This is a genomic window from Micromonospora sp. A3M-1-15 (genome assembly GCF_024213425.1).
Classification (GTDB): Bacteria; Actinomycetota; Actinomycetes; order Mycobacteriales; family Micromonosporaceae; genus Micromonospora; species Micromonospora chersina.
Map to the genome: position 1 here is coordinate 1,517,041 of NZ_JANAVK010000001.1, position 24,242 is coordinate 1,541,282.

Below are 24,242 nucleotides of genomic sequence, written 5' to 3' on the forward strand. Positions count from 1 at the left end.
ACCCGATGGGGCTGACATGGCCAACGCCACCGACCACCTCTGGATGCACTTCACCCGGATGGCCAGCTACTCCGCCGGTGAGGTACCGACCATCGTGCGCGGCGAGGGCGCGTACGTCTGGGACTCGCAGGGCCGCCGCTACCTGGACGGGCTCGCCGGGCTCTTCGTCGTCAACGCCGGCCACGGCCGCACCGAACTCGCCGAGGCCGCCGCCAAGCAGGCCGGCGAGCTGGCCTACTTCCCACTGTGGTCGTACGCCCACCCCAAGGCCGTCGAACTGGCCGAGAAGGTCGCCTCGCTGGCCCCCGGCGACCTGAACCGGGTCTTCTTCACCACCGGCGGCTCCGAGGCCGTCGAGGCGGCGTGGAAGCTGGCCCGGGCCTACTTCAAGCGCACCGGCCAGCCGAACAAGTACAAGGTGGTCAGCCGGTACATCGCGTACCACGGCACCTCGATGGGCGCGCTGTCGATCACCGGCCTGCCCGGCATCAAGAGCGACTTCGAGCCGCTGGTGCCCGGCGCCATCAAGGTGCCGAACACCAACTTCTACCGGGCCCCCGAGCACGGCGACGACCCCGAGGCGTTCGGCCGCTGGGCCGCCGAGGAGATCGGCCGCGCCATCGAGCGGGAGGGGCCGGACACCGTCGCCGCGGTCTTCCTGGAGCCGGTGCAGAACTCCGGCGGCTGCTTCCCGCCGCCGCCCGGCTACTTCGAGCGGGTCCGGGAGATCTGCGACGCCTACGACGTGCTGCTCGTCAGCGACGAGGTGATCTGCTCGTGGGGCCGGCTCGGCGAGTACTTCGGCGCCGTCCGCTACGGCTACCAGCCCGACATCATCACCACGGCCAAGGGCATCACCTCCGGCTACGCCCCGCTCGGCGCGATGATCGCCAGCGAGCGGCTCATGGAGCCGTTCCTCACCGAGACCGGCATGTTCGCCCACGGTGTGACCTTCGGCGGCCACCCGGTCTCCTGCGCGGTCGCCCTGGCCAACCTGGAGGTCTTCGCCCGCGAGGACCTCGTCGGGCACGTCCGGGCCAACGAGGGCGCCTTCCGGTCCACCCTGGAGAAGCTCAACGACCTGCCGATCGTCGGCGAGGTCCGGGGCGACGGCTACTTCTACGGCATCGAACTGGTCAAGGACAAGGCGACCCGGGAGACCTTCGACGAGGCCGAGTCGGAGCGGCTGCTGCGCGGCTTCCTCTCCACCGCGCTCTTCCAGGCCGGGCTCTACTGCCGCGCCGACGACCGGGGCGACCCCGTGATCCAGCTCGCCCCGCCGCTGATCGCCCAGCAGCAGCAGTTCGACGAGATCGAGCAGATCCTGCGCGCCGTGCTGACCGAGGCATGGGCGCGCCTCTGACCGGCGACCCGTCGTCGGCCGGGGCCGGGGACCGCGACGGCGGCTCCCGGCCCCGCGCCGTCGGGGGCACCGACCGGACCCGCGTGCGCAGGCTGCCCGACCTGGCCGTCGACGACCGGGCGACGCTGCACGCCGTGCTCGACGCCGGCAAGGTCGCCCACCTGGCCATCGCCGACGGCGACCAGCCGTACGCGCTGCCGGTGGCGTACGCCCGGGACGGTGAGCGGGTGCTCGTGCACGGCTCCACCGGCAGCCGGCTGTTCCGGCACCTCGCCGCCGGCGCGCCGGCCTGCCTCACCGTCACCCTGCTCGACGGACTGGTGCTGGCCCGCAGCGCCTTCGAGTCCTCCATGAACTACCGCTGCGCCATGGTGCTCGGCACCCTCACCGCGCTCACCGGTGAGGCGAAGCTGGCCGCGCTGCACCGCCTCTCCGAACACCTGCTGCCCGGCCGCTGGGCGGAGATCCGGCCACCCTCGGCGAAGGAGCTGGCCGCCACGCTGGTGCTCGCCCTGCCGCTGGACGAGTGCTCGGTGAAGGTCAGCGCCGGCCCGCCCGACGACCCCGACGACGACCTCGACCGCCCGGTCTGGGCCGGGGTGGTGCCGGTCGTCGAGGCGTACGGGATACCGCAGCCCGACCCGCGGCTGCGCCACGAGCTGCCCCCACCGGAGTGGTGATGCGCTACCAGGACCTGTCGTACTGGCTGTCCAGCCTGGACGCCCCGCTGACCCCCCGCCCCGGCCTGCCCGGCGACACCGACGCCGACGTGGTGATCGTGGGCGCCGGCTACACCGGGCTGTGGACGGCCTACTACCTCGCCGCGGCCGACCCGTCACTGCGGATCGTGGTGCTGGAGAAGGAGATCGCCGGGTACGGCGCCTCCGGCCGCAACGGCGGCTGGTGCTCGGCGCTCTTCCCCACCTCGCTGCCGGCCCTGGCCCGCCGGCACGGCCGGGACCGGGCGCTCGCCATGCAGCGGACCATGCACGAGACCGTCCGCGAGGTCGGCCGGGTGGTCGCCGCCGAGGGCATCGACTGCGACTGGCGGGCCGGCGGCACCGTGGTGCTGGCCCGCACCGAGGTGCAGCTCGGCCGGGCCCGGGCCGCCGTCGCCGAGGCCCGCGAACACGGGCTCGCCGACGCCGACCTGGTGCTGCTCGACGCCGCCGAGGCCGCCGCCCGCTGCCACGCCGAGGGGGTACGGGGCGGCACGTACACCCCGCACTGCGCCGCCGTGCACCCGGCGAAGCTGGTCCGCGGCCTGGCCACGGCGGTGGAGCGACGGGGCGTACGCGTCTTCGAGCGGACCCCGGTGACCGCCCTGCGGCCCGGGGCGGCGGTGACCCCGGCCGGCGTGGTCCGCGCCCCCGTGGTGGTCCGGGCGACCGAGGGGTTCACCCCGGCGCTGCCCGGCCAGCGGCGGGCCGTGGCGCCCGTCTACTCGCTGATGGTGGCCACCGCGCCGCTGCCCGAGGCGACCTGGGCGGAAATCGGCCTGGCCGAGCGGGAGACCTTCTCCGACTACCGGCACGTCATCATCTACGGCCAGCGCACCGCCGACGGCCGGCTCGCCTTCGGCGGGCGGGGCGCCCCCTACCACTACGGCTCCCGGGTCCGCCCCGACTTCGACCGGGAGCCCCGGGTCTTCGTGGCGCTGCGCCGGGTGCTCGGCGAACTCTTCCCCGTGCTCGGACCCGAGGTGCCGGTGACGCACACCTGGGGCGGTCCGCTCGGCGTGGCCCGGGACTGGGCCGCCTCGGTGGGGCTGGACCGGTCGACCGGTCTCGCCTGGGCCGGCGGCTACGTCGGCGACGGCGTCGGCACCAGCAACCTGGCCGGCCGCACCCTGGCCGACCTCATCCGGGGCGAGCAGAGCGACCTGACCGCCCTCCCCTGGGTCAACCACCGCTCCCGAAGATGGGAGCCCGAACCCTTGCGCTGGCTCGCGGTCAACGCCGGCCTGAAGGTCATGTTCTCAGCCGACGAGGCCGAGCTGAGAACCAACCGCCCCTCCCGCCGAGCCAAGGCCTTCAACACCCTCCTGGGCCACTGACCCCAAACCCGCCCCCACCGAAAGGCCGCCCAAGCGGGTTGATCATGAAGTTGTTGCCACGACACGCCGAGGCGGAGGGCAACAACTTCATGATCACGCGGGCGAGCGGCTCCGCGGTGGTCTCGCAGGGGGCCTGGCCGGAGGGGACTTCTTAGTGGTTCGGGGGGATTACGCGGAGGTGGCCTCGGCGGCCCTGTTGGTGGGGCTGGGGGGCCTGGTGGTGGTGGTCGTCGTCGTCCGACGGGGGGCGCGGGGGTGCGGGGCGGGCGGCCTCGCGGACCGCCTCGGCCAGGGCGACCAGGTCATCCGTCGTCGGGGGCGGGGGCTCGAACTCGCCCTCGTGGCGCACCACGTCCCAGCCGCGGGGGGCGGTGAGGTTGCGGGCGTGCGGCTCGCACAGGTCGTACGTGTGCGGCTCGGCGAACGCGGCCAGCGGCCCCACCACGGCCGTCGACTCGTTGTAGACATAGGTCAATGTGGCGACCGCTTGCCGGGGGCAGCCGTTACGGGAGCAGCGCCGTGGTGACCTCACGGCGGCAGGGTATCTCCATTACCGGGTGCGGCGCACCGCTTCGCGTTGCGACACGCCCGTCATGGTGATCACAATTCGTCCGATCGGCGCGTCGGCGCGCCGGGCCGGCGGCGCGACGGCGGGCGACCCTGGTCCGGGGGCTACCCTTTGCGTCATGACGAGCCCGGAACACCGCCGCCCCGGCTCCGGCCGGCGCACCCACCGCGACCGCCACGGGCGGGGGCTGCGGGGGCGGCTGGTGCCGGCGACCGTGCCGCTGGCCCGGACCAAGGCCGAGGTCTTCGACGACCTGGTGCTGGACACGGTGGAGACGCTCGAACGCCGCTTCGCCAAGGAGCTGGCCGGGGTCGAGTTCGCCGTCGAGGACGTCCCGCCGGACCTGAACGTCTACGACTCGGACGTGCTGGAGGACGGCGAGGTCCCGCTCGCCCGACTGCTGCCGGGGCGCCCGGGCCGGCAGGAGGTGCCGCCCCGGATCGTGCTCTACCGGCGGCCGCTGGAGTTCCGGGCCATGGACCGTGAGGACCTCGCGGACCTCGTGCACGACGTGATCATCGAGCAGGTGGCGAACCTGCTCGGGGTCGACCCCGACGAACTGGCCTGAGCCGCCACCGGCGGCCCCACCGTCGCCACCTCCGACCGCCGGGCCCTGCCGCCCGTCACCGCGTCCCGGCCGGCCCCCGCCGGCCGGGTCGTCGGCCCGGACCCCGGGCGGCCCCCACCGCCCCGGTCCGGTACGCGCGTCAGGCGGCGACCCGCCGCTTGAGCTTGCGCCGCTCCCGCTCGGAGAGCCCACCCCAGATCCCGAACCGCTCGTCGTGGCCGAGCGCGTATTCGAGACACTCCGTCTTCACTTCACACCGCGAGCAGATGCGCTTCGCCTCGCGGGTCGAGCCGCCCTTCTCGGGAAAGAACGCCTCCGGGTCGGTCTGCGAGCACAGCGCCCGCTCCTGCCACTCCGGCGCGTTTCCGAGCAGGTCGGCCACCTCGAGCTGGCCGTCCATCCGTTGCCTCCTTGTCGCGCACCGGCGTCATCGCCGCTGCAACCCCCCACGCGAAAGGCGTGCTTGTTCGTCCGGTCACAATTTGTTGCGTTCCGCGCGAACAACCCCATTCAAATTACACGCGTGTAATGCGTGCGCCGTCAAGCCAAACTTGATAATGGAGTCGCCCTCCCGACACGTTCCGGGCGACCGCCGTGGCCGCCCGACCCTCGCAACCTGCCCTATCGATTCAGACCCCGGACGAGTAACGCCTTCCCCGGCGAGTTGCCCCAAGTTTTCTCCCGTGGCGCACCGGTGTGGACACCGCCGGCGGCCCCCGGTGGAGGCTTCCGGCGGGCCGCACCCGGGCGGTCGTCGTGACACCGTCCAAGATCAGCATTGGTGGGGCACAGGTTAACCCGGCCGCAGCGATACCGCCCCTCGAGGCCGCAGACGCCGACCGCGCCCCGCCCACCATGTGGACGAGGCGCGACGGTGCGGCGGCCTGAGCGGTCAGTCAGCTCCCGGAGGTGAGCTGGCCGGCCAGACGAATTCGGCGATCGCGCCGCCGGTGACGGAAATCGCTCCGGCGGGGGTGCGGTCGTCCCACCAGACGGTATAGAGGCCGGCCGCCAGATCCGGGTAGACGGCGCTGTGGACGACCCCGTCGCGGACGTGCCGCTCGCGTACGGCGGAGTGGGTGCGGGGGCCGTCCCGGTCGGCGCGGCTGATCTCGATCTCCCGGCCGTGCAGGTTCCGTCCGGTGTGGATGATCAGCGCGCCGGAGTCGCCACCCAGGTCGAGCACGACACTGCCGCTCTGCGAGGGACCGAGTGCGTGGTGGTCCATGGCCGGCCTCAGGACTTCGCCGCCGGCGGGTTGTTGAACCCGTCGTACGGCGTGCCGAGGAACGGGAAGTCACCGAGGAAGGGCGCCGTCACGTCGGCGGCGCTCAGCCCCGGTGTGACCGCGGCCGCCGCGGCGTCCGGCTTGAACGTCTTGTCCACCAGCGGCACGGTCAACCCGGCGATGGCCCGCAGGGCGATGCTCACCACGTCGTCGCCGACCCGCCGGCCGTTCGGGAAGCCCGCCAGGTCGCCGCCGAGCACGCCGAACCGGTCCGGCTTGCGGCTGGGCCGGATCGCCGTGTTCAGCCGCAGCATGTCGGCCTGCACGTCGCCGGTGGTGTTGGCGAAGCCGTCGATCAGCCCGGCCGGCACGCCGGTGAGCAGGATCGCCACGAGGTCCGCCCGCGGCTTCTTCGACTTGTTCAGCGCGTCCAGGTTGGGGAACACGCCCGGGTAGAGCGCGGGCAGCAGCGCGGCCAGTTCGGGGTGCTCGACGAACTGGACGAACCGCTTGTCCTCCGCCGGCGGCAGGGTGTTCCACAGGTCCTTCCTGGACATCGGCACGACGACCTCGTTGAACAGCGGGTTGCCCAACCGGGAGACCTGGGTGAAGGGACCGGCGGCGGTGTCCGCGGCCACCCGGTCGCCGAGCACCCGGACCTGCTGCCGGGAGGCCGTCGTCCAGACGCCGATGGTCGAGGCGCGGTCGGCATGGCCGTACCGGCTGGCCCTGCGCCGCACCTTGGCGAGCGGGACCTGCACGGCGATGCTGTGCACGTTCAGGCGGTCCAGCGCGTTGACCGGCTCACCCTCGGTCCTGAACAACTTCTTGCCGGCCACGTGCAGCTGCTGGAAGGGGCGCAGCGTGCCGAGGTCGAAGACGGCGCCCAGGTCGACGAAGAAGCCGTCGGCCCGCTGGCCGGCGAAGACCTTCTCACCTGTCGACAGCTTGAACGTCGCCTGCCGCACCAGGTCGGCGTACTTCGGTGTGGACAGCGGCCCGACGTTGCACGGCGGGCAGGGCAGCTTGTGCGCCAGCACGTGCTCCCGGCCGTCGGCGATCCGGGTCAGCCGGTAGAACTGCCGCCGGTTCCAGTTCCGGCTCTCCAGCGACTCGATCGGGCCGGTGTTGTAAAGAAAGCTGTTCGGATTCGTGATCTCGGTGGTGAATTCGAAACGATAGGTGACGTCGGGATAACCGTCGCCGTCGTTGTCGACGTGAATCTCGTACCGGACGTCGTCGCCGAACTCGAAGAAGTTGGGGCCGCCGGAGGGGAGCTGCACCGGCACGTAGTTCGCGATCAACGTGACCGTGTCGGGCTGGCTCGGGCTGACGAACGCGTACAGGTCGGAGCTGTCGGCGACCGGATCCTTGGCTATCTCCGGAGCCTCGCGGTGAGAGGACATGGCGGACCACACCTTCGTCGGGGGTAGCGGAAGTCGGGACCGGCGCCGGGAGCCCGCGCCGGGAGGGCCGCGCCGGTGCGGCGCGGGGAGGATCAGCGCCGGGCGGCGGCGCGGACCAGGCGGTCGGCCAGGCCGCGGTCGCGTACCTGGATCCGGGTCGTGCCGACGAAGACGTCCATGGCGCCGGAGGCCGCGTCGCGGAGGTGGACCACGATCGGCTCGTCGCGCCGGCCCGCCGAGGGGGCGTTCTGCGCGGCGGACAGGCCCGGCACGGTGAGGGCGGCGGCGCCCAGGGTGGCGCTCGCCGCGGCGGTCAACGTCTGCCGGCGGGTCAGTCGCGGCCAGGGCCGCCGCTTCGGCTCATCAGTGGTCATGGGCAACCTTTCCGGGCCGGCGCCGCAGCGCCCACGGTGGACCGGGACCCGGACGCCGCCGGATGCCCCGGGCTGGGGGCGCCGGCGGCGGTCCTCGCCGCAACCGCCGCCGGCATCCACTGGTACGGCCGGCGGCGGGGAAAGGTTCGACGCTACGCGCCGGCGTGACCGTACGCGGTCGTCCGCTTGCGGACCGGCCGGCCGGCCGCCGCCGCGATCCCCCGGAGCTGCTCCTCGGTCCGGGCCGAGCCGTTGCCCGAGCCGGCCATCCGGGAGATGGTCTCCTCCATGAGGGTGCCGCCCAGGTCGTTGCAGCCGCCCTGGAGCATCGCGACCGTCCCGGCGTCGCCGAGCTTCACCCAGGAGCACTGGATGTTGGCGATCCGGCCGTGCAGCAGCAGCCGCGCCATGGCGTGCACGACCCGGTTCTCCCGCCAGGTCGGGCCGGGCCGGGCGATGCCGGCCAGGTAGATCGGCGCGTTGGTGTGCACGAACGGCAGCGCCACGAACTCGGTGAAGCCGCCGGTGCGGTCCTGCACGCCGGCCAGCACCCGGAAGTGGGCCAGCCACTGGCCGGGGTGGTCGACGTGGCCGTACATCATCGTGGAGCTGGAGCGGATGCCCAGCTCGTGGGCCGTGCTCACCACCTCGACCCAGGCGGCGGCCGGCAGCTTGCCCTTGGTGAGCACCCAGCGCACGTCGTCGTCGAGGATCTCCGCGGCGGTGCCCGGGATGGTGTCCAGGCCGGCGTCGCGGAGCCGGAGCAGCCACTCCTTCACCGGCACGCCGGCCTTCGCGGCGGCCGTGACGATCTCCATGGGCGAGAAGGCGTGGACGTGCATCCCGGGCACCCGCGCCTTGATCGCCCGGACGATGTCGGCGTAGCCGGTGACCGGCAGCTTCGGGTCGATGCCGCCCTGGAGGCAGACCTCGGTGGCGCCGGCCGCCCACGCCTCCTCGGCCCGGTCGGCGACCTGCCCCAGGGAGAGCCGGAACGCGTCGGCGTCGCTCTCCCGCTGCGCGAAGGCGCAGAACCGGCAGCCCACGTAGCAGACGTTCGTGAAGTTGATGTTGCGGTTGACGACGTACGTGACGTCGTCGCCGACCGCGTCCCGGCGGACGTCGTCGGCGATCCGGCACAGCTCGTCCAGGGCCGGCCCGTCCGCGCCGAACAGCGCCAGCGTCTTGGCCTCGTGCGCCGGTTCCAGCAGCGCGGCCGGGTCGTCGGCGGCCAGTCGCAGGCCGGCCCGCAGGTCGGGGTCGCTCGCCACGGCCACCGGGACGGCGACCTTCGCGGCCACCTCCGACCAGTCGCCGTAGACGTCGTCGAAGTCGCCCCGCCGGTCCCCGGTCCGGCCGGTGGTGTCGATGGTGACGTGCAGGTCGGTACGCCCGCCGAACACCTCCTCCGGCTCCTGCCACGGCCGGCCCACCGGGCGGGCCGCCTCGACGGCGAGCCCGGTCTCCGGGTCGGCCAGGGCGGTGACGTGCGGCAGCAGGCGCGGATCGAGCCACGGGTCGCCGGCCCGGACGTACTCCGGGTAGACGGTCAGCCGCTCGCGCAGGGTGAAGCCGGCCTGCCCGGTACGACGCGCCAGCTCGTCCAGCTGCGGCCACGGCCGCTCGGGGTTGACGTGGTCCGGGGTCACCGGCGACACGCCGCCCCAGTCGTCGATGCCGGCGCGCAGCAGCAGGTCGTACTCGCCCTCGATCAGGTTCGGCGGGGCCTGGATCCGGGCCTTCGGGCCGAGCAGCACCCGGGCCACCGCCACGGTGGCGGCGAGGTCGTGCAGCTCCGCGTCGGGCATCCCCCGCATCGCGGTGTCCGGCTTGGCGCGGAAGTTCTGCACGATCACCTCCTGGAGGTGGCCGTACTCCCGGTGCGCCCGCCGGATGGCGAACAGCGCGTCGACCCGCTCGGCCAGGGTCTCGCCGATGCCGATGAGCAGGCCGGTGGTGAACGGCACGCCGACCCGGCCGGCGTCGTCGAGCACGCGCAACCGCACCGCGGGCTCCTTGTCCGGCGAGCCGTAGTGCGGGCCGCCCGGCTCGGACCAGAGCCGGGTCGCCGTGGTCTCCAGCATCATGCCCATGCTGGGCGCCACCGGCTTGAGCCGTTGCAGCTCCGACCAGGACAGCACGCCCGGGTTGAGGTGCGGCAGCAGGCCGGTCTCCTCCAGCACCGCCACCGCGCAGGCGCGCAGATAGTCGAGGGTGGAGTCGTAGCCCCGCTCGTCCAGCCACCGCCGGGCGGCCGGCCAGCGCTCCTCGGGCCGGTCGCCGAGGGTGAACAGCGCCTCCTTGCAGCCCTGCGCGGCGCCCTCCCGGGCGATGGCGAGGACCTCGTCCTTCTCCAGGTACGCGGCGGGCAGCCGGTGCGGCACGGTGGCGAAGGTGCAGTAGTGGCAGCGGTCCCGGCAGAGCCGGGTCAGCGGGATGAACACCTTCTTGGAGAAGGTGACGACGCCCGGGCGGCCGGCCTCCCGCAGCCCGGCGTCGCGGATCTCGCCGGCGGTCCGGAGCAGTTCGTCCAGGGCCGCGCCGCGCGCGGTCAGCAGCGCGCTCGCCTCGGCCACGTCCAGCGCCCGGCCCGTGGCGGCCCGGCCCAGGGCCCGCCGGACGCTCGCCTCGGTGGGGGCGGGATCGCTGCGATCAACCATCCGCCCAGCCTATGCGCTGCCCGGTGTGGAGCCGCCCGCCCCCGGCCAGGAGACGGGGGCGGGCGGCATCCGACGGCTCAGCGCGGGTAGTTCGGGTCCTCCCGGTCGAAGCGCTGGGTGCGGTCGTCCGGCGGGGCCGGGTGGCCGGGGTCGACCGGCTGGCGCGGGATGGCCTGGGTCGGGTCCGCGGACGGCGGCTGGCCGAACGGCGGGGCCGGGTGCGGAGCGCCCCCGTAGGCCGGCCCGGACTGCGGGGCGCCGAACGGCGGACTCGACTGCGGCGCGCCGAACGGGGGGCTCGACTGCGGGGCGTGCGGCGGGGCGCTGTTGAACGGCGGCGCCGACTGCGGCGGGCCGTACGGGCCGGGCTGCGGGTAGCCGCCCGGCTGCTGCGGCGCGCCGGCCTGCGGGTAGCCGCCAGGAGCCGGGTAACCGCCGGGCTGGCCCGGGCCGGGCTGCTGCGGCCAGCCGGGCTGCGCCTGGCCGTAGACACCGGGCTGCGGCTTCGGCTTCGGTACGTAGTAGAGGGTGCGCCAGATCTTGAAGACGACGAACGCGGCGATCGCGAAGACCGCCAGCCAGGCGACCCGGGTGAGCAGGCCGAGGAAGGCGTCCAGCACCTCGCCGTCGGCGAGCCGGCCGACCATCCAGATCAGGAAGGTGAGCGCGCCGAACACGGCGGAGACGGCGTATTCGATCAGCGCCACCAGGGTGATCAGCTTCGCCTTCGGCAGCACCGGGCGGACGTGGGTGGCCAGCAGCACGGCCAGCAGCGGCAGGACGGTCGACTCCAGGCCGACGAAGGCGAAGAAGGTGCTCCCGGCCCGGCCGCTGAACGTGCTGTAGTCGTCGACCGGCACCAGCAGGCGCAGCAGGCCGACGAAGAGCAGCACGGCGTTCGCGCCGAGCAGGACGAGCGCGGCCAGTTCGCGCAACGGCTTGGTCAACTGGCTGGCCTGCGTGGTGTCGCCGGACGCGGGCTCGGCGGGGCTGGTCACGGACTCCCCCTGGGGATGAAAACGGACAGTTGCCGACGTGAGCGTAGTCTCTCGGGCCACCGGGCGATCGACGGCGGCGCGTGCGGGAGGATGGACGCCATGCGCATCGTGGTTCTGACCGGCGGGATCGGGGGTGCCCGGTTCCTGCTCGGCGTCCGGGCCTACGCCAGGGAGGTGGGCGCCGAGGTGACCGCCGTGGTCAACGTCGGCGACGATCTGCTGCTGCACGGGCTGAAGGTCTGCCCCGACCTGGACAGCGTCATGTACACGCTGGGCGGGGGCGCCGACCCGGAGCGCGGCTGGGGCCGGGTGGGCGAGACCTGGACGGTCAAGTCCGAGCTGGCCGCGTATGGCGCCGAGCCGGCCTGGTTCGGGCTGGGCGACAAGGACATCGCCACCCACCTGGTGCGCACCACCATGCTCAACGCCGGCTACCCGCTGTCCCAGGTCACCGAGGCGCTGGCCACCCGCTGGCAGCCCGGCGTACGCCTGCTGCCCGCCACCGACGATCGTCTGGAGACGCATGTCGTCGTCGATGTCGACGGCGGCCAGCGGGCGATCCACTTCCAGGAGTGGTGGGTCCGCTACCGGGCGGACCTCCCGACGCACCGGTTCGTCTTCGTCGGCGCGGACGCGGCCAAGCCGGCACCCGGGGTGCTGGAGGCGATCCGCGCCGCCGACGTGGTGCTCGTGGCGCCCAGCAACCCGGTGGTGAGCATCGCCCCGATCCTGGCCGTGCCGGGCCTGCGCGACGCGGTCGCCGACGGTCCGGCCCCGGTCGTCGGGGTGTCCCCGATCATCGGCGGCGCGCCGGTCCGTGGCATGGCCGACCGCTGCCTGTCCGTGCTCGGCGTCGAGTGCAGCGCGGCCGGGGTGGGCGGCCTCTACGGCGGCCGGTCGGCCGGCGGCCTGCTCGACGGCTGGCTGGTCGCGCCCGAGGACGAGGGCACCGTGGTGCCGGAGGTGACCGTGCGCGCGGCGCCGCTGCGGATGACCGACGAGGCGGCGACGGTGGCGATGGTCCGGGCCGCGTTGGAGCTGATGTGAGGCTGGAGATCCTGCCGGTGCTGGGCATCGGCCACGTGACCGAGGGCGACGACCTGGCGGCGCTGATCGCCACCGCGGCGCCCTGGCTGCGCGACGGCGACGTGCTGGTGGTGACCAGCAAGATCGTGTCGAAGGCGGAGGGCCGGCTGGTCGACGTGCCGGCCGACGGCCCCGACCGGCTCGCCGCCCGGGACGAGGTGCTGGCCGGGGAGACCGCCCGGGTGGTGGCCGCCCGCGGAGCGACCCGGATCGTGCAGACCCACCACGGGTTCGTGATGGCCTCCGCCGGCATCGACGCGTCCAACGTGGACAAGACCCGGCTCGTGCTGCTGCCCGAGGACCCGGACGCCTCCGCCCGCGCGTTGCGGGCCGCGCTGCGCGAGCGGTACGACCTCGACGTCGCGGTCATCGTCAGCGACACCATGGGCCGGCCGTGGCGCAACGGGCTCACCGACGTGGCGCTCGGGGTGGCCGGCATGCCGGCGATCCGGGACCACCGGGGCGAGATCGACCCCTACGGCAACGAACTCCATCTCACCCAGATGGCCGTGGTGGACGAGCTGGCCGGTGCCGGCGAGCTGATCAAGGGCAAGTGCGACCAGGTGCCGGTCGCGGTGATCCGGGGCTACCTGGGCGCGACCCGGGACGACGACACGGGCGCCCGGGCGCTGGTCCGGGACGCGTCGCTGGACCTCTTCTCCCTCGGCACGGCCGAGGCGCACGCCGCCGGGCTGCGTGCGGCGGCCACCCTGGCCGACGGCACCGGCCCGACCCCGGCCGACCCGGCCGCCGTCGACCGGGCGATCGCCGCGGTCGCCGAGGTGGTCGCGCCCGGCACCGTCTTCACCCACGTCACCGACCAGGAGGTACGCGCCGGACTGGTCGCCACCGTGCCCGGCTGGCCGGCGCAGGCCAGCGGCCTGGTGCTCGGCACGGCACCGGCCCCGGTGGACCCGGCGGACCTGGTCCGGTTCGGCGCCGACCTGCAACGGCTGCGTACCGCGCTGGCCGCCGAGGGTGTCCCGTCGGCGCTGCTCGCCCCGCCGCCCGGAACCACCGCCAGCGCGGCCCTCGCCGTCTGACCGGGTGGGCCGGGCGGCTCGTCAGGCGTCGAGGACGGCCCGACCCAGCGGGGTCAGGGTGTGCAGGACGGTGTTGCGGTCGCGGTGGCTGACCAGCAGCCCGGCGTTGCGCAGCACGGTGGTGTGCTGGCTGGCCGCGGCGGCGGAGATGCGCAGCCGGCGGGCGACCTCCCCGGTGGTGCAGCCCTCGTCGGCGGCCTCCAGCACGCCCGCCCGGGTCCGGCCGAGCAGGGCGGCCAGCGCCTCCCGCTGCGCGGCGTCGGCGCGACCGGCGCCGCTGCCCGCCTCGGGCATGAGGCCGCCGAGCCGGTCGACGGGGTAGACCAGCACCGGCGGCAGGCTCGGGTCGAGCAGCGCGACCGGGGTGCGCGCGCAGAAGAACGAGGGAACCAGCAGCAGCCCCCGACCGTCGAGGTGCAGTTCCCGGCTGTCCGGGTAGTCGAGGACCTCCAGCACCCCGCCGTCCCAGCGCATGCTCGGGCGGAGGCTGGCCAGCAGCCCTTCGGCGCCGCCGTCGAGCATGGCCCGGGCGCGGCGGGCCCGGTCCGCCTCCACGGCGGCCTGGATCCGTGACCAGTACGGGGTGACGGCCAGCGACTGGTAGCGGAGCATCGAGTCGGTCAGGTGGCGCAGCACCTCGGGCTCGCCGCGGGCCAGCGCGCTCGCCGACGACGGCAGGGCGTTCTCCTCGGCCAGCAGGGTGAGGTCCCGGCGGAGCATGTCGGCCGGGGTGCCCCGGACGGCCTCCAGCCCGGCCTCCAGGCCGTCCTTGCTGGCGTACGGGGTGAGGAAGTCGGGGAAGTAGCCGCGGGGCGGGTTGAGGGCCAGCAACAGCCGGTAGCGTTCGGCCACGCTGTCCGTGCGCAGCCCGTGGGCCACGGTGCGTCGCCACTCGGTAAGCAGCGGGTCACGCCCGCGCCCCTGGAGCAGGTGCAGGCTGAGGACCAGTTCCCAGACCGGGTCCGCGGCGGGGGCCACCCTGGTCAGCAGGATGTCCTCGCGGGAGAAAACGACCTTCAGCATGGAACTCTCCCGGGCGGACAGAGGGAGTGCCCGCCACCCTGAGCACTGTACCCGCCGGCACTTATCTCCATTTTTAAGCGTGAGATGAAAAACCTCGACGGTGCGCGGCCGGTTTGGGCAGACTTCCCTTGCCCACCCGTTGCCGGGGCACGCCAGTGCCGGCCCGGTCGACGGTCAGCGGGCGCGCCGGTCGCCCGGACGGCACCACGAGGGTCTGCGGCTCTTCTCCGTGGAGGTGTCGTCCGGCGGCCGCTCAGCCGAGCCAGAGCGCCACCCGATGGTCCTCGTCGGTGACGTAGTAGCAGCGCCCGTCCAGCTCGGCCAGCCCCTCCACGTGGTGGAACGGCGCCAGCTCGGCCACCAGCTTCCCCGCCACCCGCGCGTCCGGACCGACGTCGTGCCGGAACCGGACGTGCCGCGAGGTGACCTCGCCGCCGTGCGGGTGGTCGTCCAGCAGCACCGAACCCTTGCCGACCGCGTCGATCGAGCCGATCACCGCGGCGTAGCCGCCGTCCGGCGTCGGGGCGACGGCCCGGAAGCCGGTCAGCGTGCCCGCCGGCGTCACCCCGGTCAGGGCGTACGCCCCGACGGCGCGCGGCCAACCGGGGTGTTCGCCGAACATGTCGGCCACCCCGGCCACCTCCACCAGGATCGGCTCGCCCTCGGCGGTCACCGGGAAACGCAGCCCGAGCAGCACCGTTCCGGCCGGAGTGAAGGCCGCCGCCTCGACGTTGAGCGGCAGGTCATCCTCGGCCAGCCGGCTCACCCAGCTCTTCGCCCGGGCGGTGCCCCGGGCCAGGGTCTCCACGATGAACCGCTGCCGGACCCGTTCCCCGGGCGGCAGCGGGGTCAGCGGCGCGGCGGCGAGCGCGTCGTTGACCGCCCGGTGCAGCCGGAACCGGTTGCGCACCACGTGCAGCGGCAGCGTCCCGCGCGCGGCGTCGTCCTCCCGGAACCGGGCCACGAACGCCCGCCGGGGGCGCAGCGGTCCGGCCTTGGAGCCGAAGTGCGAGCCGAAGACGTACACCCAGCCGTCGTGGTGGGCGAGCGCCTCGCCGTCCTCGGTGCGGCCGTTCTCCGGGCCGGCGTCGGCGGCCACGTGGTGCGCCACCCACTCGCCGTCCGCGCGCTCCAGCAACAGGGCCAGGCACTGTTCCACCGGGCCCTCGTCGAGGACGGTCCAGAATCCCCGCCGGGCGCCGTGGGCGCGCAGCAGGGCCGGGGAGCGTACCGGCAGCAGGTCGCTGGCCTCGTTGCCGGCCACGACGAACTCGACGAGTCGCAGGGTCACCCGGCCAGGGTACGGAGGGCGCGCCCGTACAGTGGCGGGGTGCCGGAGACCGAGACGTACGCCGACCTGCACGCCGACGCCACCGCGGTGCTGGGCCGCTGGACGGCGACCAGCCCGGCCGCCGCCGTTAACCGGGACCGGACCCTGGCGCTGCTCGCCGCCGGGCCGGTGGCGATGAGCCGGGCGCACCGGCCCGGGCACGTCACCGCCAGCGCCCTCGTGCTCGACCCGGCCGGCGACCGGGTGCTGCTCTGCCTGCACGGCAAGTTCCGCAAGTGGGTGCAGCTCGGCGGGCACTGCGAGCCCGGCGACCGGACCCTGGCGGCCGCCGCGCTGCGCGAGGCCACCGAGGAGTCCGGGATCGCCGGCCTGGTGGTCGACCCGGAGCCGATCGACGTGGACATCCACCCGGTGGCCTGCCAGGGCGGCTCGCTGCACTACGACGTCCGGTTCGCCGTGCTCGCCCCGGCCGGGGCGACCGAGCGGGTCAGCGCCGAGTCCGAGGCGCTGGGCTGGTTCCCGCCGGACCGGCTGCCCGAGCCCCTGGCCGACGGGACCGTCCAACTGGTGGCCCCGGCGCTGGCGACGCTCGCCCGGCGGGTCGCCGGCTGACCCGGGACCGGCTCAGACCAGCCCCTCCTCGCCGCGCTCCTTGAGCTCGTCGACGATCTTCTTCACGTCCTGCGCCCGGTCGCGCGGGCAGACCAGCAGGGCGTCCGGGGTGTCCACCACGATCAGGTCGTGGACGCCGATCGCGGCCACCAGCCGGCCGGACTGAGGCACCACCACCAGGCCGCTGGTGTCCCGCAGCAGCACGCCCGGCTTGGCGTCGCCGCCCAGCACCACGTTGCCGGCGGCGTCGGCGGGGAGCACCTCGCCGAGGGTGTGGAAGTCGCCGACGTCGTTCCAGCCGAAGTCGCCGGGGACGGTCGCCACCCGGCCGGCGGTCGCCGCGCCCTCCATCACCGCGTAGTCCACGGAGATCTTCGGCAGGGTCGGCCAGACCGTGCCGAGGACGTCGTCCTGCTCGGGGGTGCCCCACGCCGCCGCGATCGCGGTGATCCCCGCGTGCAGGGCCGGCTGCTGCCGGGCCAGCTCGGCCAGGAAGACGTCCACCCGCCAGACGAACATGCTGGCGTTCCAGAGGTGCCGGCCGGAGCGGACGTAGACCTCCGCCACCTCGGCGGCCGGCTTCTCCTTGAACTCGATCACCGGGCGCAGCGGGCTGTCGCCCACCGGCTCGCCGGTCTCCAGGTAGCCGTAGCCGGTCTCGGGGCGGGTCGGGGTGATGCCCACCGTCATCAGGGAACCCTGCTCGGCGCCGCGGATGGCCTGCCGGACCACCTCGGCCCAACGCGCCGGGTCACCGATGAGGTGGTCGGCGGCGAACGAGCCCATCACCGCCTCCGGGTCGCGCTCGGCGATCACCGCGGCCGCCAGCGCGATCGCCGCGCAGGAGTCCCGGGGCGAGGGCTCGACCAGGATGTTCTCCTCCGGCACGCCCGCCAACTGCCGGGCCACCGCCGCGACGTGCGCGGCACCGGTGACCACCAGCGTGCGCTCGGGGCTGGTCAACGGCGACAGCCGGTCGACCGTCGCCTGGAGAAGCGAGGCCGGGGTGCCGGTCAGCGGGTGGAGGAACTTGGGGTGGCCGGCACGGGACAGCGGCCACAACCTCGTGCCGCTGCCACCCGCCGGGATGACGGCGTAGAACATCAGCACATCATGCCCGAACCGCCGTGCTACGGGACCGGGGTCGGGCGTACCCGCAGGTGACACTCAGGAACGCGCACGGCTCCACGCGGCGATGTGCACCTCGGCGCTGGACTCCCACGTGAACTCCTTGGCGCGGTCGAACCCGGCCTTGGCCAGGGAGAGCCGGCGCTGCTCGTCGTCGAGCAGGGCGGTCAGGTCGGTGGCGATCTGGTCCGGGTCCTCGCTCGTGTACGCCACGGCGTCGCCGCCCACCTCGGGCAGGGAGAGCCGCGGGGTGGTGAGCACCGGCGCCGCGCACGCCATGGCCTCCAGGATGGGCAGGCCGAAGCCCTCGCCGTAGGACGGGTAGGCGGCGACCAGCGCGCCGCCGAGGAAGCCGGGCAGGTCGCCGTAGCGCAGGTAGCCGGGGCGGAGCAGCCGCAGGTGCGACGGCACCTCGGCCACCGCACGGTCGATGTCGTCGTCGTGCCCCTGGCCGCCGGCGATGACCAACGCGGGCGGGTTCTCCCGGTCGCCCACCGCGCGGGCCCAACCGCGGATCAGGTTCGGGACGTTCTTGCGCGGCTCCTTGGCCCCGAGGAACGCCACGTAGCTGCTGCTGCCGAGCCCGAGGCGGGCCCGGACGCGGGCCTTCTCCTCCTCGCTCGGGGCGTGGAAGGCGGCCTGGTCGACGCCGTGGTAGGCCACGTCGATCCGGGTCGGGTCGGCGTCCAGCAGGCGGATCAGCTCGTCGCGGGTGGCCTTGCTCGGCACGATCACCCGGTTGGCACGGCGCAGCGAGGTCTTGATCGCGCTGCGGAAGAAGGTGCGGCGCGACTTGTCGTAGTGCTCCGGCTCGGTGAAGAAGGTCGCGTCGTGCACGGTGACCGTGACCGGGCAGCCGGCCCGCAGCGGGCAGGTGTAGAAGGGCGAGTGCAGCACCTCGGCGCCGACCTGCTGGGCCAGCAGCGGCAGGCCGGTCTGCTCCCAGGCGAGCCGGGCGGGCCGGTGCGCGACGGCCGCCGGGGCGGGGATCACCTCGGCGCCGGGCAGCATCCGGGTGTAGCGCTCCAGGTCGGTGCGGAGGCTCACCACGGCCAGGTCCACGCCGGAGCCGCAGACCCGGCCGAGGGCACCGAGCAGGCCGTCGACGTATCTACCGACGCCGCCGCGATCGGCGGGGACACTCGTGGCGTCGATGAGCACGCGGGGCGGGCGACCGGCGGTCACGGGGCGACTCCTCAGGCTGGCGCGTCTGTGGGGAACAACACTGTCGGCAAGCCTACGCCGGGCCGGCTGCCCGACGCTGACTGCGACCCGACGGTACGCCGACTTGTCGTTGTCATCGAGTACGCGCCCCGGGCGCGTATCGTTCGCGCCGATGGCCGACAACATTGCCCGGGTGTTCGCCGACGCGATCGCGACCGACCCCGCCCGTCCCCTGCTGACCTGGTACGACGACGCCACCGGCGAGCGCACCGAACTGTCCGGCGCGACCCTGGCGAACTGGGTGGCCAAGACGGCCAACCTGCTCGTCGACGAGGTCGCCCTCGCCCCCGGCGACACGGCCGCCGTGCTGCTGCCGCCGCACTGGCAGACCGCCGCCGTGCTGCTCGGCTGCTGGTCGGCGAAGCTGACCGTGGCCGAGGCCCCGGGCGACGTGGACGTGCTCTTCGCCGCCGCCGGCCGGCTCGACGAGGCGGGCGCCTGGCCGGCCGGCGAGCGGTACGCGCTGGCCCTCGACCCGTTCGCGCTGCCGATGCGGGAGGTGCCGGCCGGCTTCGCCGACTTCGTGTCGGCGGTACGCGGTCACGGCGACCACTTCACCCCGTACCCCGGGGGTGGCGCGGGGGACGCGGCGCTGCTGGCCCGCGCGGAGGCCCGGGCCGCGGAGCTGTGCCTCACCCCCGGCGACCGGCTCCTGGCGGACGTGACCCGACACCCCGACCCGGTCGACTGGCTCCTGGCTCCCCTCACGGCGGGCGCCACCCTGGTCGCCTGCGCCAACCTGGACCCGACCCGCCTCGACTCCCGCACGGCGACGGAGAAGGTCACCCGGGCCCTGACCTGACGCGGAGGTCAGGCCGGGGTGGGGTCCTCGGCGTTGGCGCGGCGTTGGGCGAAGGCGGCGAAGGCGGTCAGCGACTCCGGGTTGGCCAGCGCGCCCCTGGCCGCGGCGTTGTCCACCGGGGTGCCGGTGAGGATCTTCTTCACCGGGACCTCCAGCTTCTTCGCGCTCAGGGTGCGCGGGACGGCCCGGACCTGGTGGATCTCGTCGGGGACGTGCCGCGGCGACAGCGCGGTACGCAGCTCCCGGCAGATCTTGCGCCGCAGCTCGTCGTCCAGCTCCAGGCCCGGGGCGAGCACCACGAAGAGGAGCAGCTCGCCGGCCCCGCCCTCGTCGTCCTCCAGGTGCACCACGACCGAGTCGACCACCTCGTCCAGCCCCTCGACCACCGAGTAGAACTCGGCCGTGCCGAGCCGGACGCCGCCCCGGTTGAGGGTGGCGTCGGAGCGGCCCGTGATCACGCAGCCGCCGCGCTCGTTGATGGTGATCCAGTCGCCGTGCCGCCAGACCCCCGGGTAGACCTCGAAGTACGCCTCCCGGTAGCGGGAGCCGTCGGTGTCGTTCCAGAAGCCGACCGGCATGCTCGGCATCGGCTCGGTGATCACCAGCTCGCCGAGCTGGCCGATCACCGGCGTGCCGTCGGCCGAGCGGGCCTCCACCTTCGCGCCGAGCGCCCGGCAGGTGATCTCCCCGGCGTGCACCGGCAGCAGCGGCACGCCGCCCACGAAGCCGGTGCAGACGTCCGTGCCGCCGGAGAGCGACTGGAGCTGGAGGCGGTCGCCGACGTTCTCGTAGACCCAGGTGAAGCCCTCGACGGGCAGCGGGGCGCCGGTCGAGCCCACCCCGCGCAGCGCGGACAGGTCGGCGTTCTCCTTCGGGACCAGCCCGGCCTTGCGGCAGGCCAGCAGGAACGGCGCCGAGGTGCCGAAGTAGGTGGTGCCGGTCTCCGCCGCCAGCCGCCAGAGCGCGCCCAGGTCGGGGTGGCCCGGGTTGCCGTCGAAGAGCACGATCGCCGCGCCCACCGCCGGCCCGGAGACCAGGAAGTTCCACATCATCCAGCCGGTGGTGGTGAACCAGAAGAACCGATCGCCCGGGCCCAGGTCGTGGTGCAGGGCCAGCATCTTCAGGTGCTCCAGCAGGATGCCGCCGTGGCCGTGCACGATCGGCTTGGGCAACCCCGTGGTGCCGGAGGAGTAGAGCACGTAGAGCGGGTGGTCGAAGGGCACCGGGGTGAAGGCCGGCGGCTCGTCGGTCTCCGCCGCCAGTTCCGCCCACGAGAGCGCACCCTCGGGGGCCTCGCCGGCCGGGTCGAGGTACGCGATGCCGACGGTGTGCCGCAGCGACGGCAGGGCGGCCCGGATGGCGGCCACCTCGGCGCGCCGGTCGACCGGCTTGTCGCCGTAGCGGTAGCCGTCGACCGCCACGAGCACCGTGGGCTCGATCTGCTGCCAGCGGTCGGTGACGCTGCGGGTGCCGAACTCGGGCGCGCAGGAGGAGAAGATCGCGCCGAGGCTGGCCGTGGCGAGCAGCAGGACGTAGGTCTCCGGGATGTTCGGCGCGTACGCCGCCACCCGGTCGCCCTTCCCCACGCCGAGCCGGCGCAGGCCGGCCGCCACCCGGCGGACCTGCTCGCGCAGCTGCGCGGCGGTCAGCGTCTCCGGCGCGCGGGTCTGGCCGTGCGCGATCACCACCGGGTCGTCGTCGCCGAGGCCGGGCATCCGCAGCACGTTCTCGGCGTAGTTGAGGGTGGCGCCGGGGAACCAGCGGGTGCCCGGCATGGTGCGGTCGGTGAGCGTGGCGGTAGGCGGGGTGTGCGCGACCACGTCGAACCAGTCCCAGACCGACCGCCAGAAGGCGGACAGGTCGGTCACCGACCACTGCCACAGCGCGTCGTAGTCGGCGAACTCCAGCCCGCGGTGCTCGGCCAGCCAGCGCAGGTAGTCACCGATCCGGGACCGCTCACGCACGTCGGCCGGCGGCGTCCACAGCACGTCACCCACTGTTCCACCCTCCCTGAGGCCCCGTCACGACACTGTGCATGGGCCGTGGCGCCATCTTGCCCTACCTCGCGAGGCAATTCTCCGCACCGGGTGCCGGTGACGGGGCGTGGCCGGCCCACACGCCCGGGCCGCGGGGTGTGTGGGCCGGCCTCCGTCAGCCGGCCCGGTGGGCCTGGATGGCGCGGCGGCGGGCCAACCGGTGGGCCCGGCGGATCTCGGCCTCCCGGTAGCGCCGCTCGTCCTCCGGCGTCTCCGGCAGCACCGGCCGGACCGGGCGCGGCGCGCCGCCCACGTCCACCCCCACGAAGACCAGGTACGCCGTGGCGACCCGGACGGGTTCGTCCTCGGCCGAGTCCCAGCGCTCGGCGACCACCTTCACCCCGACCTCCATCGAGGTGTTGCCGGTCCAGTTGACCTGAGCGTGCGCGTGCACCAGGTCGCCGACCCGGACCGGCTCGGAGAAGACGATCTCGTCGATCGAGGCGGTCACCGCGGTGCCCCCGCTGTGGCGGGCCGCCGCCGCCCCGGCGACGTCGTCGACGAACTTCATCAGTACCCCACCGTGAACGGTCCCGTACAGATTGACATCGACAGCGGTCATGATGCGACTCAGCGTGACGCGCGAGTACGAGGTCGGCTTGCCCTGCGGGGCGGAGGGGTGATCTGTCATGCCGAAAACGGTACGGTGCGCGGATGCGACATCTCTGGAGCTTCCTCGCCGGGTTGGTGGTGGCGCCCGTCACCTGGGTGCTCGTCACGCTCGGTCAGGACGGATCTGAGCGCACCGTGCACCGCTGGGTGGAGATCGGTACGTACAGCACGCCCAACCTGATCGAGCCGGCCGTCTACCTGGGCGTCGCCGGCATCCTGCTCGGCCTGCTCGGCACGCTGCGCTTCTCGCCACTCGGCCCGGCCGTGGCCGGGCTGCTGCTCGTGGTCCCCTACCTCGGGCTGTTCGTCGCGCCCTTCAGCGTGCGGGACCGGGTCCCCGAGAGCTGGAAGATGCTCGGGGACCCGCTGCCGCTGCGCCACCCCTTGGAGAACGGCACGCTGTTCCTGATCGGTGTGCTGCTGCTGATGGCCGTGTTCAGCGGCCAACGCTGGCGGCAGTGGCCACGCGGGGCGGCGGCCGAGGCGGAGCTGACCCCGGCCGCCGAGCCGATCGAGCACAACCCCCCGCTCGGCGACTGGCCCCCGGCGGGCCCGACGAAGGAGGGCGACACCGCCCCGCTCACGCTGGCGTATCCCGACACCCCCACCGAACCCCTGCCCCGCCGCTCCGGCGGCGAGTCGCCGTGGTCCGCGCCCCCGCGCGCGACCACCCGGCCGGAGGGCACCACCGAGATCCGTTGACGACTGCGGGCGGGCCGGTCACCCGGCCCGCCCGCCCGATCGTCACCCCCGGAGGGTCAGCCCTTGAGCAGCTGGCGCGCCATGACGATGCGCTGCACCTGGTTGGTTCCCTCGTAGATCTGGGTGATCTTGGCGTCGCGCATCATCCGCTCGACCGGGTAGTCCCGGGTATAGCCGTAGCCGCCGAGCAGCTGCACCGCGTCGGTGGTGATCTCCATGGCGGCGTCCGACGCGAAGCACTTGGCCGCCGCGCCGAAGTAGGTCAGGTCGGCGTCGCCCCGCTCGGACTTGCCGGCCGCCGTGTAGGTGAGCTGGCGGGCCGCCTCCAGCTTCATGCCCATGTCGGCCACCATGAACTGGATGCCCTGGAAATCGGCGACCGCCTTGCCGAACTGCTTGCGCTCCTGGATGTAGCCCTTGGCGTAGTCCAGCGCGCCCTGCGCGATGCCGACCGCCTGCGCGGCGATGGTGACCCGGGTGTGGTCCAGGGTCCGCATCGCGGTGGCGAAGCCGGTGCCCTCGGCGCCGATCATGCGGTCCGCCGGGATCCGGACGTTGTCGAAGTAGACCTCGCGGGTCGGCGAGCCCTTGATGCCGAGCTTCTTCTCCGGCGCGCCGAAGCTCACCCCGGCGTCGGACTTCTCCACCACGAAGGCGGAGATGCCCTTCGAGCGGGCTGTGGGATCTGTCACAGCGAAGACGGTGTAGTACTCCGAGACGCCCGCGTTGGTGATCCACCGCTTCACGCCGTTGAGCACCCAGTGGTCGCCGTCCCGGACCGCCTTGGTGGTCATCGAGGCGGCGTCGCTGCCCGCCTCCGGCTCGGAGAGGCAGTAGGAGAACATCGCGTCGCCGGCCGCCACGGGGGTCAGGTACTTCCGCTTCAGCTCCTCGGAGCCGGCCAGGATCAGCGGCATGGTGCCCAGCTTGTTCACGGCCGGGATCAGCGAGGACGAGGCGCAGGCGCGGGCCACCTCCTCGATCACGATGGCCGTGGCCAGCGCGTCCGCGCCGGCGCCGCCGTACTCGACGGGGATGTGCGGTGCGTGGAAGTCGGCGGCCCGCAGCGCGTCGTAGGACGCCTTCGGGAACTCACCGGTCTCATCCGCCTCAGCGGCGTGCGGAGCGACCTTCGCCGCACAGACCTCCCGGACCGCCTCCCGGATCGCGTCGTGCTCCTCCGGCAACCGGTAGACGTCGAACGACTGTTCTGCGGGCATGTCGGCCCTCCCCTTTCACCGCTATCATGCGCAGTCTGTGACGCCCGGAGGCCGCCAACTGACGCAGACTGAAGGATAGCCACCAGGGTTCGGGCGAACCCTACCGGCGGGTAGGCTCGCGCACGAGCGGGGGCGACAGGCCACAACTACCCTCACACACAGAGTTCCCCTCGGTGCCGGCCCTGGCGCCCCAGCAGAACGCGACGCAAGGAAGCGCCGCCAGTGCGAGCGGAGAAGACAGG

23 protein-coding genes are annotated in these 24,242 nt (G+C 73.8%); 9 read left to right on the top strand and 14 right to left on the bottom strand.

Annotation, left to right across the window (positions count from 1 at the left end):
• The first annotated feature begins 16 nt into the window (after positions 1 to 16).
• The 3 genes from NLX85_RS06975 to NLX85_RS06985 are packed head-to-tail and all read left to right on the top strand — an operon-like array spanning position 17 to position 3,419.
• Positions 17 to 1,363: an aspartate aminotransferase family protein gene (locus NLX85_RS06975; protein WP_254332442.1), complete on the top strand. Its 1,347-nt coding sequence runs from the start codon at positions 17 to 19 to the stop codon at positions 1,361 to 1,363.
• A complete protein-coding gene (locus tag NLX85_RS06980; protein ID WP_254332444.1) occupies positions 1,348 to 2,043 on the top strand; it encodes a pyridoxamine 5'-phosphate oxidase family protein in 696 nt (231 codons plus the stop codon). Before NLX85_RS06975 ends, NLX85_RS06980 begins: the two co-directional genes overlap by 16 nt.
• Positions 2,043 to 3,419 (top strand): FAD-binding oxidoreductase, encoded by a 1,377-nt coding sequence (locus tag NLX85_RS06985; RefSeq protein WP_254332446.1) that lies wholly within the window; start codon positions 2,043 to 2,045, stop codon positions 3,417 to 3,419. The genes NLX85_RS06980 and NLX85_RS06985 overlap by 1 nt, the downstream gene beginning before the upstream one ends.
• A gap of 151 nt (positions 3,420 to 3,570) precedes the next feature.
• Here NLX85_RS06985 and NLX85_RS06990 read toward each other — a convergent pair whose 3' ends face one another.
• On the bottom strand, positions 3,571 to 3,951 hold the full coding sequence (locus NLX85_RS06990) for a DUF3499 domain-containing protein (RefSeq protein ID WP_254332453.1): 381 nt from the start codon (positions 3,949 to 3,951) through the stop codon (positions 3,571 to 3,573).
• Positions 3,952 to 4,105: 154 nt separating this feature from the next.
• Here NLX85_RS06990 and NLX85_RS06995 point away from each other — a divergent pair, with 154 nt between their 5' ends.
• On the top strand, positions 4,106 to 4,555 hold the full coding sequence (locus NLX85_RS06995; protein WP_088963879.1) for a metallopeptidase family protein: 450 nt from the start codon (positions 4,106 to 4,108) through the stop codon (positions 4,553 to 4,555).
• Positions 4,556 to 4,694: 139 nt separating this feature from the next.
• On the opposite strand, the gene NLX85_RS07000 is transcribed toward NLX85_RS06995, so the two are convergent.
• From NLX85_RS07000 to NLX85_RS07025, 6 genes are all read right to left on the bottom strand, one after another.
• Positions 4,695 to 4,955 (bottom strand): WhiB family transcriptional regulator, encoded by a 261-nt coding sequence (locus NLX85_RS07000; protein WP_013284161.1) that lies wholly within the window; start codon positions 4,953 to 4,955, stop codon positions 4,695 to 4,697.
• A gap of 492 nt (positions 4,956 to 5,447) precedes the next feature.
• Positions 5,448 to 5,783, bottom strand: coding sequence for a phospholipase (locus NLX85_RS07005; protein WP_254332455.1), 336 nt, complete (start codon positions 5,781 to 5,783; stop codon positions 5,448 to 5,450).
• Positions 5,784 to 5,791: 8 nt separating this feature from the next.
• Positions 5,792 to 7,189 (bottom strand): DUF4331 domain-containing protein, encoded by a 1,398-nt coding sequence (locus tag NLX85_RS07010; RefSeq protein WP_254332457.1) that lies wholly within the window; start codon positions 7,187 to 7,189, stop codon positions 5,792 to 5,794.
• Positions 7,190 to 7,281: 92 nt separating this feature from the next.
• Positions 7,282 to 7,563 carry a hypothetical protein gene (locus tag NLX85_RS07015; protein ID WP_189192817.1) on the bottom strand — a complete coding sequence of 94 codons (282 nt, stop codon included), beginning with the start codon at positions 7,561 to 7,563 and terminating at the stop codon, positions 7,282 to 7,284.
• Between the two features lie 152 nt (positions 7,564 to 7,715).
• Positions 7,716 to 10,223, bottom strand: coding sequence for a bifunctional FO biosynthesis protein CofGH (locus tag NLX85_RS07020; RefSeq protein WP_254332459.1), 2,508 nt, complete (start codon positions 10,221 to 10,223; stop codon positions 7,716 to 7,718).
• 77 nt (positions 10,224 to 10,300) lie between these two features.
• Positions 10,301 to 11,221: a hypothetical protein gene (locus NLX85_RS07025; RefSeq protein WP_254332461.1), complete on the bottom strand. Its 921-nt coding sequence runs from the start codon at positions 11,219 to 11,221 to the stop codon at positions 10,301 to 10,303.
• Positions 11,222 to 11,320: 99 nt separating this feature from the next.
• On the opposite strand from NLX85_RS07025, the gene cofD reads away from it, so the two are divergent.
• Positions 11,321 to 12,268 carry a 2-phospho-L-lactate transferase gene (gene cofD / locus NLX85_RS07030; protein WP_254332463.1) on the top strand — a complete coding sequence of 316 codons (948 nt, stop codon included), beginning with the start codon at positions 11,321 to 11,323 and terminating at the stop codon, positions 12,266 to 12,268.
• On the top strand, positions 12,265 to 13,350 hold the full coding sequence (locus NLX85_RS07035) for a coenzyme F420-0:L-glutamate ligase (protein ID WP_254332465.1): 1,086 nt from the start codon (positions 12,265 to 12,267) through the stop codon (positions 13,348 to 13,350). The genes cofD and NLX85_RS07035 overlap by 4 nt, the downstream gene beginning before the upstream one ends.
• A gap of 21 nt (positions 13,351 to 13,371) precedes the next feature.
• On the opposite strand, the gene NLX85_RS07040 is transcribed toward NLX85_RS07035, so the two are convergent.
• Positions 13,372 to 14,373 carry a helix-turn-helix transcriptional regulator gene (locus NLX85_RS07040; protein WP_254332472.1) on the bottom strand — a complete coding sequence of 334 codons (1,002 nt, stop codon included), beginning with the start codon at positions 14,371 to 14,373 and terminating at the stop codon, positions 13,372 to 13,374.
• A gap of 253 nt (positions 14,374 to 14,626) precedes the next feature.
• On the bottom strand, positions 14,627 to 15,664 hold the full coding sequence (locus NLX85_RS07045) for a DUF4185 domain-containing protein (protein WP_254332474.1): 1,038 nt from the start codon (positions 15,662 to 15,664) through the stop codon (positions 14,627 to 14,629).
• 39 nt (positions 15,665 to 15,703) lie between these two features.
• On the opposite strand from NLX85_RS07045, the gene NLX85_RS07050 reads away from it, so the two are divergent.
• Positions 15,704 to 16,276 carry an NUDIX hydrolase gene (locus NLX85_RS07050; RefSeq protein ID WP_254332476.1) on the top strand — a complete coding sequence of 191 codons (573 nt, stop codon included), beginning with the start codon at positions 15,704 to 15,706 and terminating at the stop codon, positions 16,274 to 16,276.
• Positions 16,277 to 16,288: 12 nt separating this feature from the next.
• Here NLX85_RS07050 and NLX85_RS07055 read toward each other — a convergent pair whose 3' ends face one another.
• Both NLX85_RS07055 and NLX85_RS07060 read right to left on the bottom strand, forming a co-directional pair.
• Positions 16,289 to 17,380: a mannose-1-phosphate guanylyltransferase gene (locus NLX85_RS07055; protein ID WP_254332477.1), complete on the bottom strand. Its 1,092-nt coding sequence runs from the start codon at positions 17,378 to 17,380 to the stop codon at positions 16,289 to 16,291.
• A 63-nt stretch (positions 17,381 to 17,443) separates the two neighbouring features.
• Positions 17,444 to 18,589, bottom strand: coding sequence for a glycosyltransferase family 1 protein (locus tag NLX85_RS07060; protein WP_254332479.1), 1,146 nt, complete (start codon positions 18,587 to 18,589; stop codon positions 17,444 to 17,446).
• A 151-nt stretch (positions 18,590 to 18,740) separates the two neighbouring features.
• Here NLX85_RS07060 and NLX85_RS07065 point away from each other — a divergent pair, with 151 nt between their 5' ends.
• Entirely contained in the window at positions 18,741 to 19,430 is a 690-nt protein-coding gene (locus NLX85_RS07065; protein ID WP_254332481.1) for a TIGR03089 family protein, read from the top strand.
• An 8-nt stretch (positions 19,431 to 19,438) separates the two neighbouring features.
• On the opposite strand, the gene NLX85_RS07070 is transcribed toward NLX85_RS07065, so the two are convergent.
• Both NLX85_RS07070 and NLX85_RS07075 read right to left on the bottom strand, forming a co-directional pair.
• Positions 19,439 to 21,427 carry an acetoacetate--CoA ligase gene (locus NLX85_RS07070; protein WP_254332483.1) on the bottom strand — a complete coding sequence of 663 codons (1,989 nt, stop codon included), beginning with the start codon at positions 21,425 to 21,427 and terminating at the stop codon, positions 19,439 to 19,441.
• A gap of 154 nt (positions 21,428 to 21,581) precedes the next feature.
• On the bottom strand, positions 21,582 to 22,097 hold the full coding sequence (locus NLX85_RS07075; protein ID WP_107077192.1) for an acyl-CoA thioesterase: 516 nt from the start codon (positions 22,095 to 22,097) through the stop codon (positions 21,582 to 21,584).
• A 23-nt stretch (positions 22,098 to 22,120) separates the two neighbouring features.
• On the opposite strand from NLX85_RS07075, the gene NLX85_RS07080 reads away from it, so the two are divergent.
• Complete coding sequence (locus NLX85_RS07080; RefSeq protein ID WP_254332485.1) at positions 22,121 to 22,780, top strand: hypothetical protein; 660 nt, start codon at positions 22,121 to 22,123, stop codon at positions 22,778 to 22,780.
• A gap of 56 nt (positions 22,781 to 22,836) precedes the next feature.
• Here NLX85_RS07080 and NLX85_RS07085 read toward each other — a convergent pair whose 3' ends face one another.
• Entirely contained in the window at positions 22,837 to 24,000 is a 1,164-nt protein-coding gene (locus tag NLX85_RS07085; protein WP_189192830.1) for an acyl-CoA dehydrogenase family protein, read from the bottom strand.
• Positions 24,001 to 24,242 lie beyond the last annotated feature (242 nt).

Bases quoted from the DNA above. Each gene is read 5' to 3' on its own strand.
- NLX85_RS07015 (WP_189192817.1), bottom strand. From the start codon at position 7,563: ATGACCACTGATGAGCCGAAGCGGCGGCCCTGGCCGCGACTGACCCGC.
- NLX85_RS07075 (WP_107077192.1), bottom strand. From the start codon at position 22,097: ATGACAGATCACCCCTCCGCCCCGCAGGGCAAGCCGACCTCGTACTCG.
- NLX85_RS07020 (WP_254332459.1), bottom strand. From the start codon at position 10,223: ATGGTTGATCGCAGCGATCCCGCCCCCACCGAGGCGAGCGTCCGGCGG.
- NLX85_RS07000 (WP_013284161.1), bottom strand. From the start codon at position 4,955: ATGGACGGCCAGCTCGAGGTGGCCGACCTGCTCGGAAACGCGCCGGAG.
- NLX85_RS07010 (WP_254332457.1), bottom strand. From the start codon at position 7,189: ATGTCCTCTCACCGCGAGGCTCCGGAGATAGCCAAGGATCCGGTCGCC.
- NLX85_RS07085 (WP_189192830.1), bottom strand. From the start codon at position 24,000: ATGCCCGCAGAACAGTCGTTCGACGTCTACCGGTTGCCGGAGGAGCAC.
- NLX85_RS07040 (WP_254332472.1), bottom strand. From the start codon at position 14,373: ATGCTGAAGGTCGTTTTCTCCCGCGAGGACATCCTGCTGACCAGGGTG.
- NLX85_RS06985 (WP_254332446.1), top strand. From the start codon at position 2,043: ATGCGCTACCAGGACCTGTCGTACTGGCTGTCCAGCCTGGACGCCCCG.
- NLX85_RS07065 (WP_254332481.1), top strand. From the start codon at position 18,741: ATGGCCGACAACATTGCCCGGGTGTTCGCCGACGCGATCGCGACCGAC.
- NLX85_RS07055 (WP_254332477.1), bottom strand. From the start codon at position 17,380: ATGTTCTACGCCGTCATCCCGGCGGGTGGCAGCGGCACGAGGTTGTGG.
- NLX85_RS07005 (WP_254332455.1), bottom strand. From the start codon at position 5,783: ATGGACCACCACGCACTCGGTCCCTCGCAGAGCGGCAGTGTCGTGCTC.
- NLX85_RS07080 (WP_254332485.1), top strand. From the start codon at position 22,121: ATGCGACATCTCTGGAGCTTCCTCGCCGGGTTGGTGGTGGCGCCCGTC.
- NLX85_RS06980 (WP_254332444.1), top strand. From the start codon at position 1,348: ATGGGCGCGCCTCTGACCGGCGACCCGTCGTCGGCCGGGGCCGGGGAC.
- NLX85_RS06975 (WP_254332442.1), top strand. From the start codon at position 17: ATGGCCAACGCCACCGACCACCTCTGGATGCACTTCACCCGGATGGCC.
- cofD (WP_254332463.1), top strand. From the start codon at position 11,321: ATGCGCATCGTGGTTCTGACCGGCGGGATCGGGGGTGCCCGGTTCCTG.
- NLX85_RS06995 (WP_088963879.1), top strand. From the start codon at position 4,106: ATGACGAGCCCGGAACACCGCCGCCCCGGCTCCGGCCGGCGCACCCAC.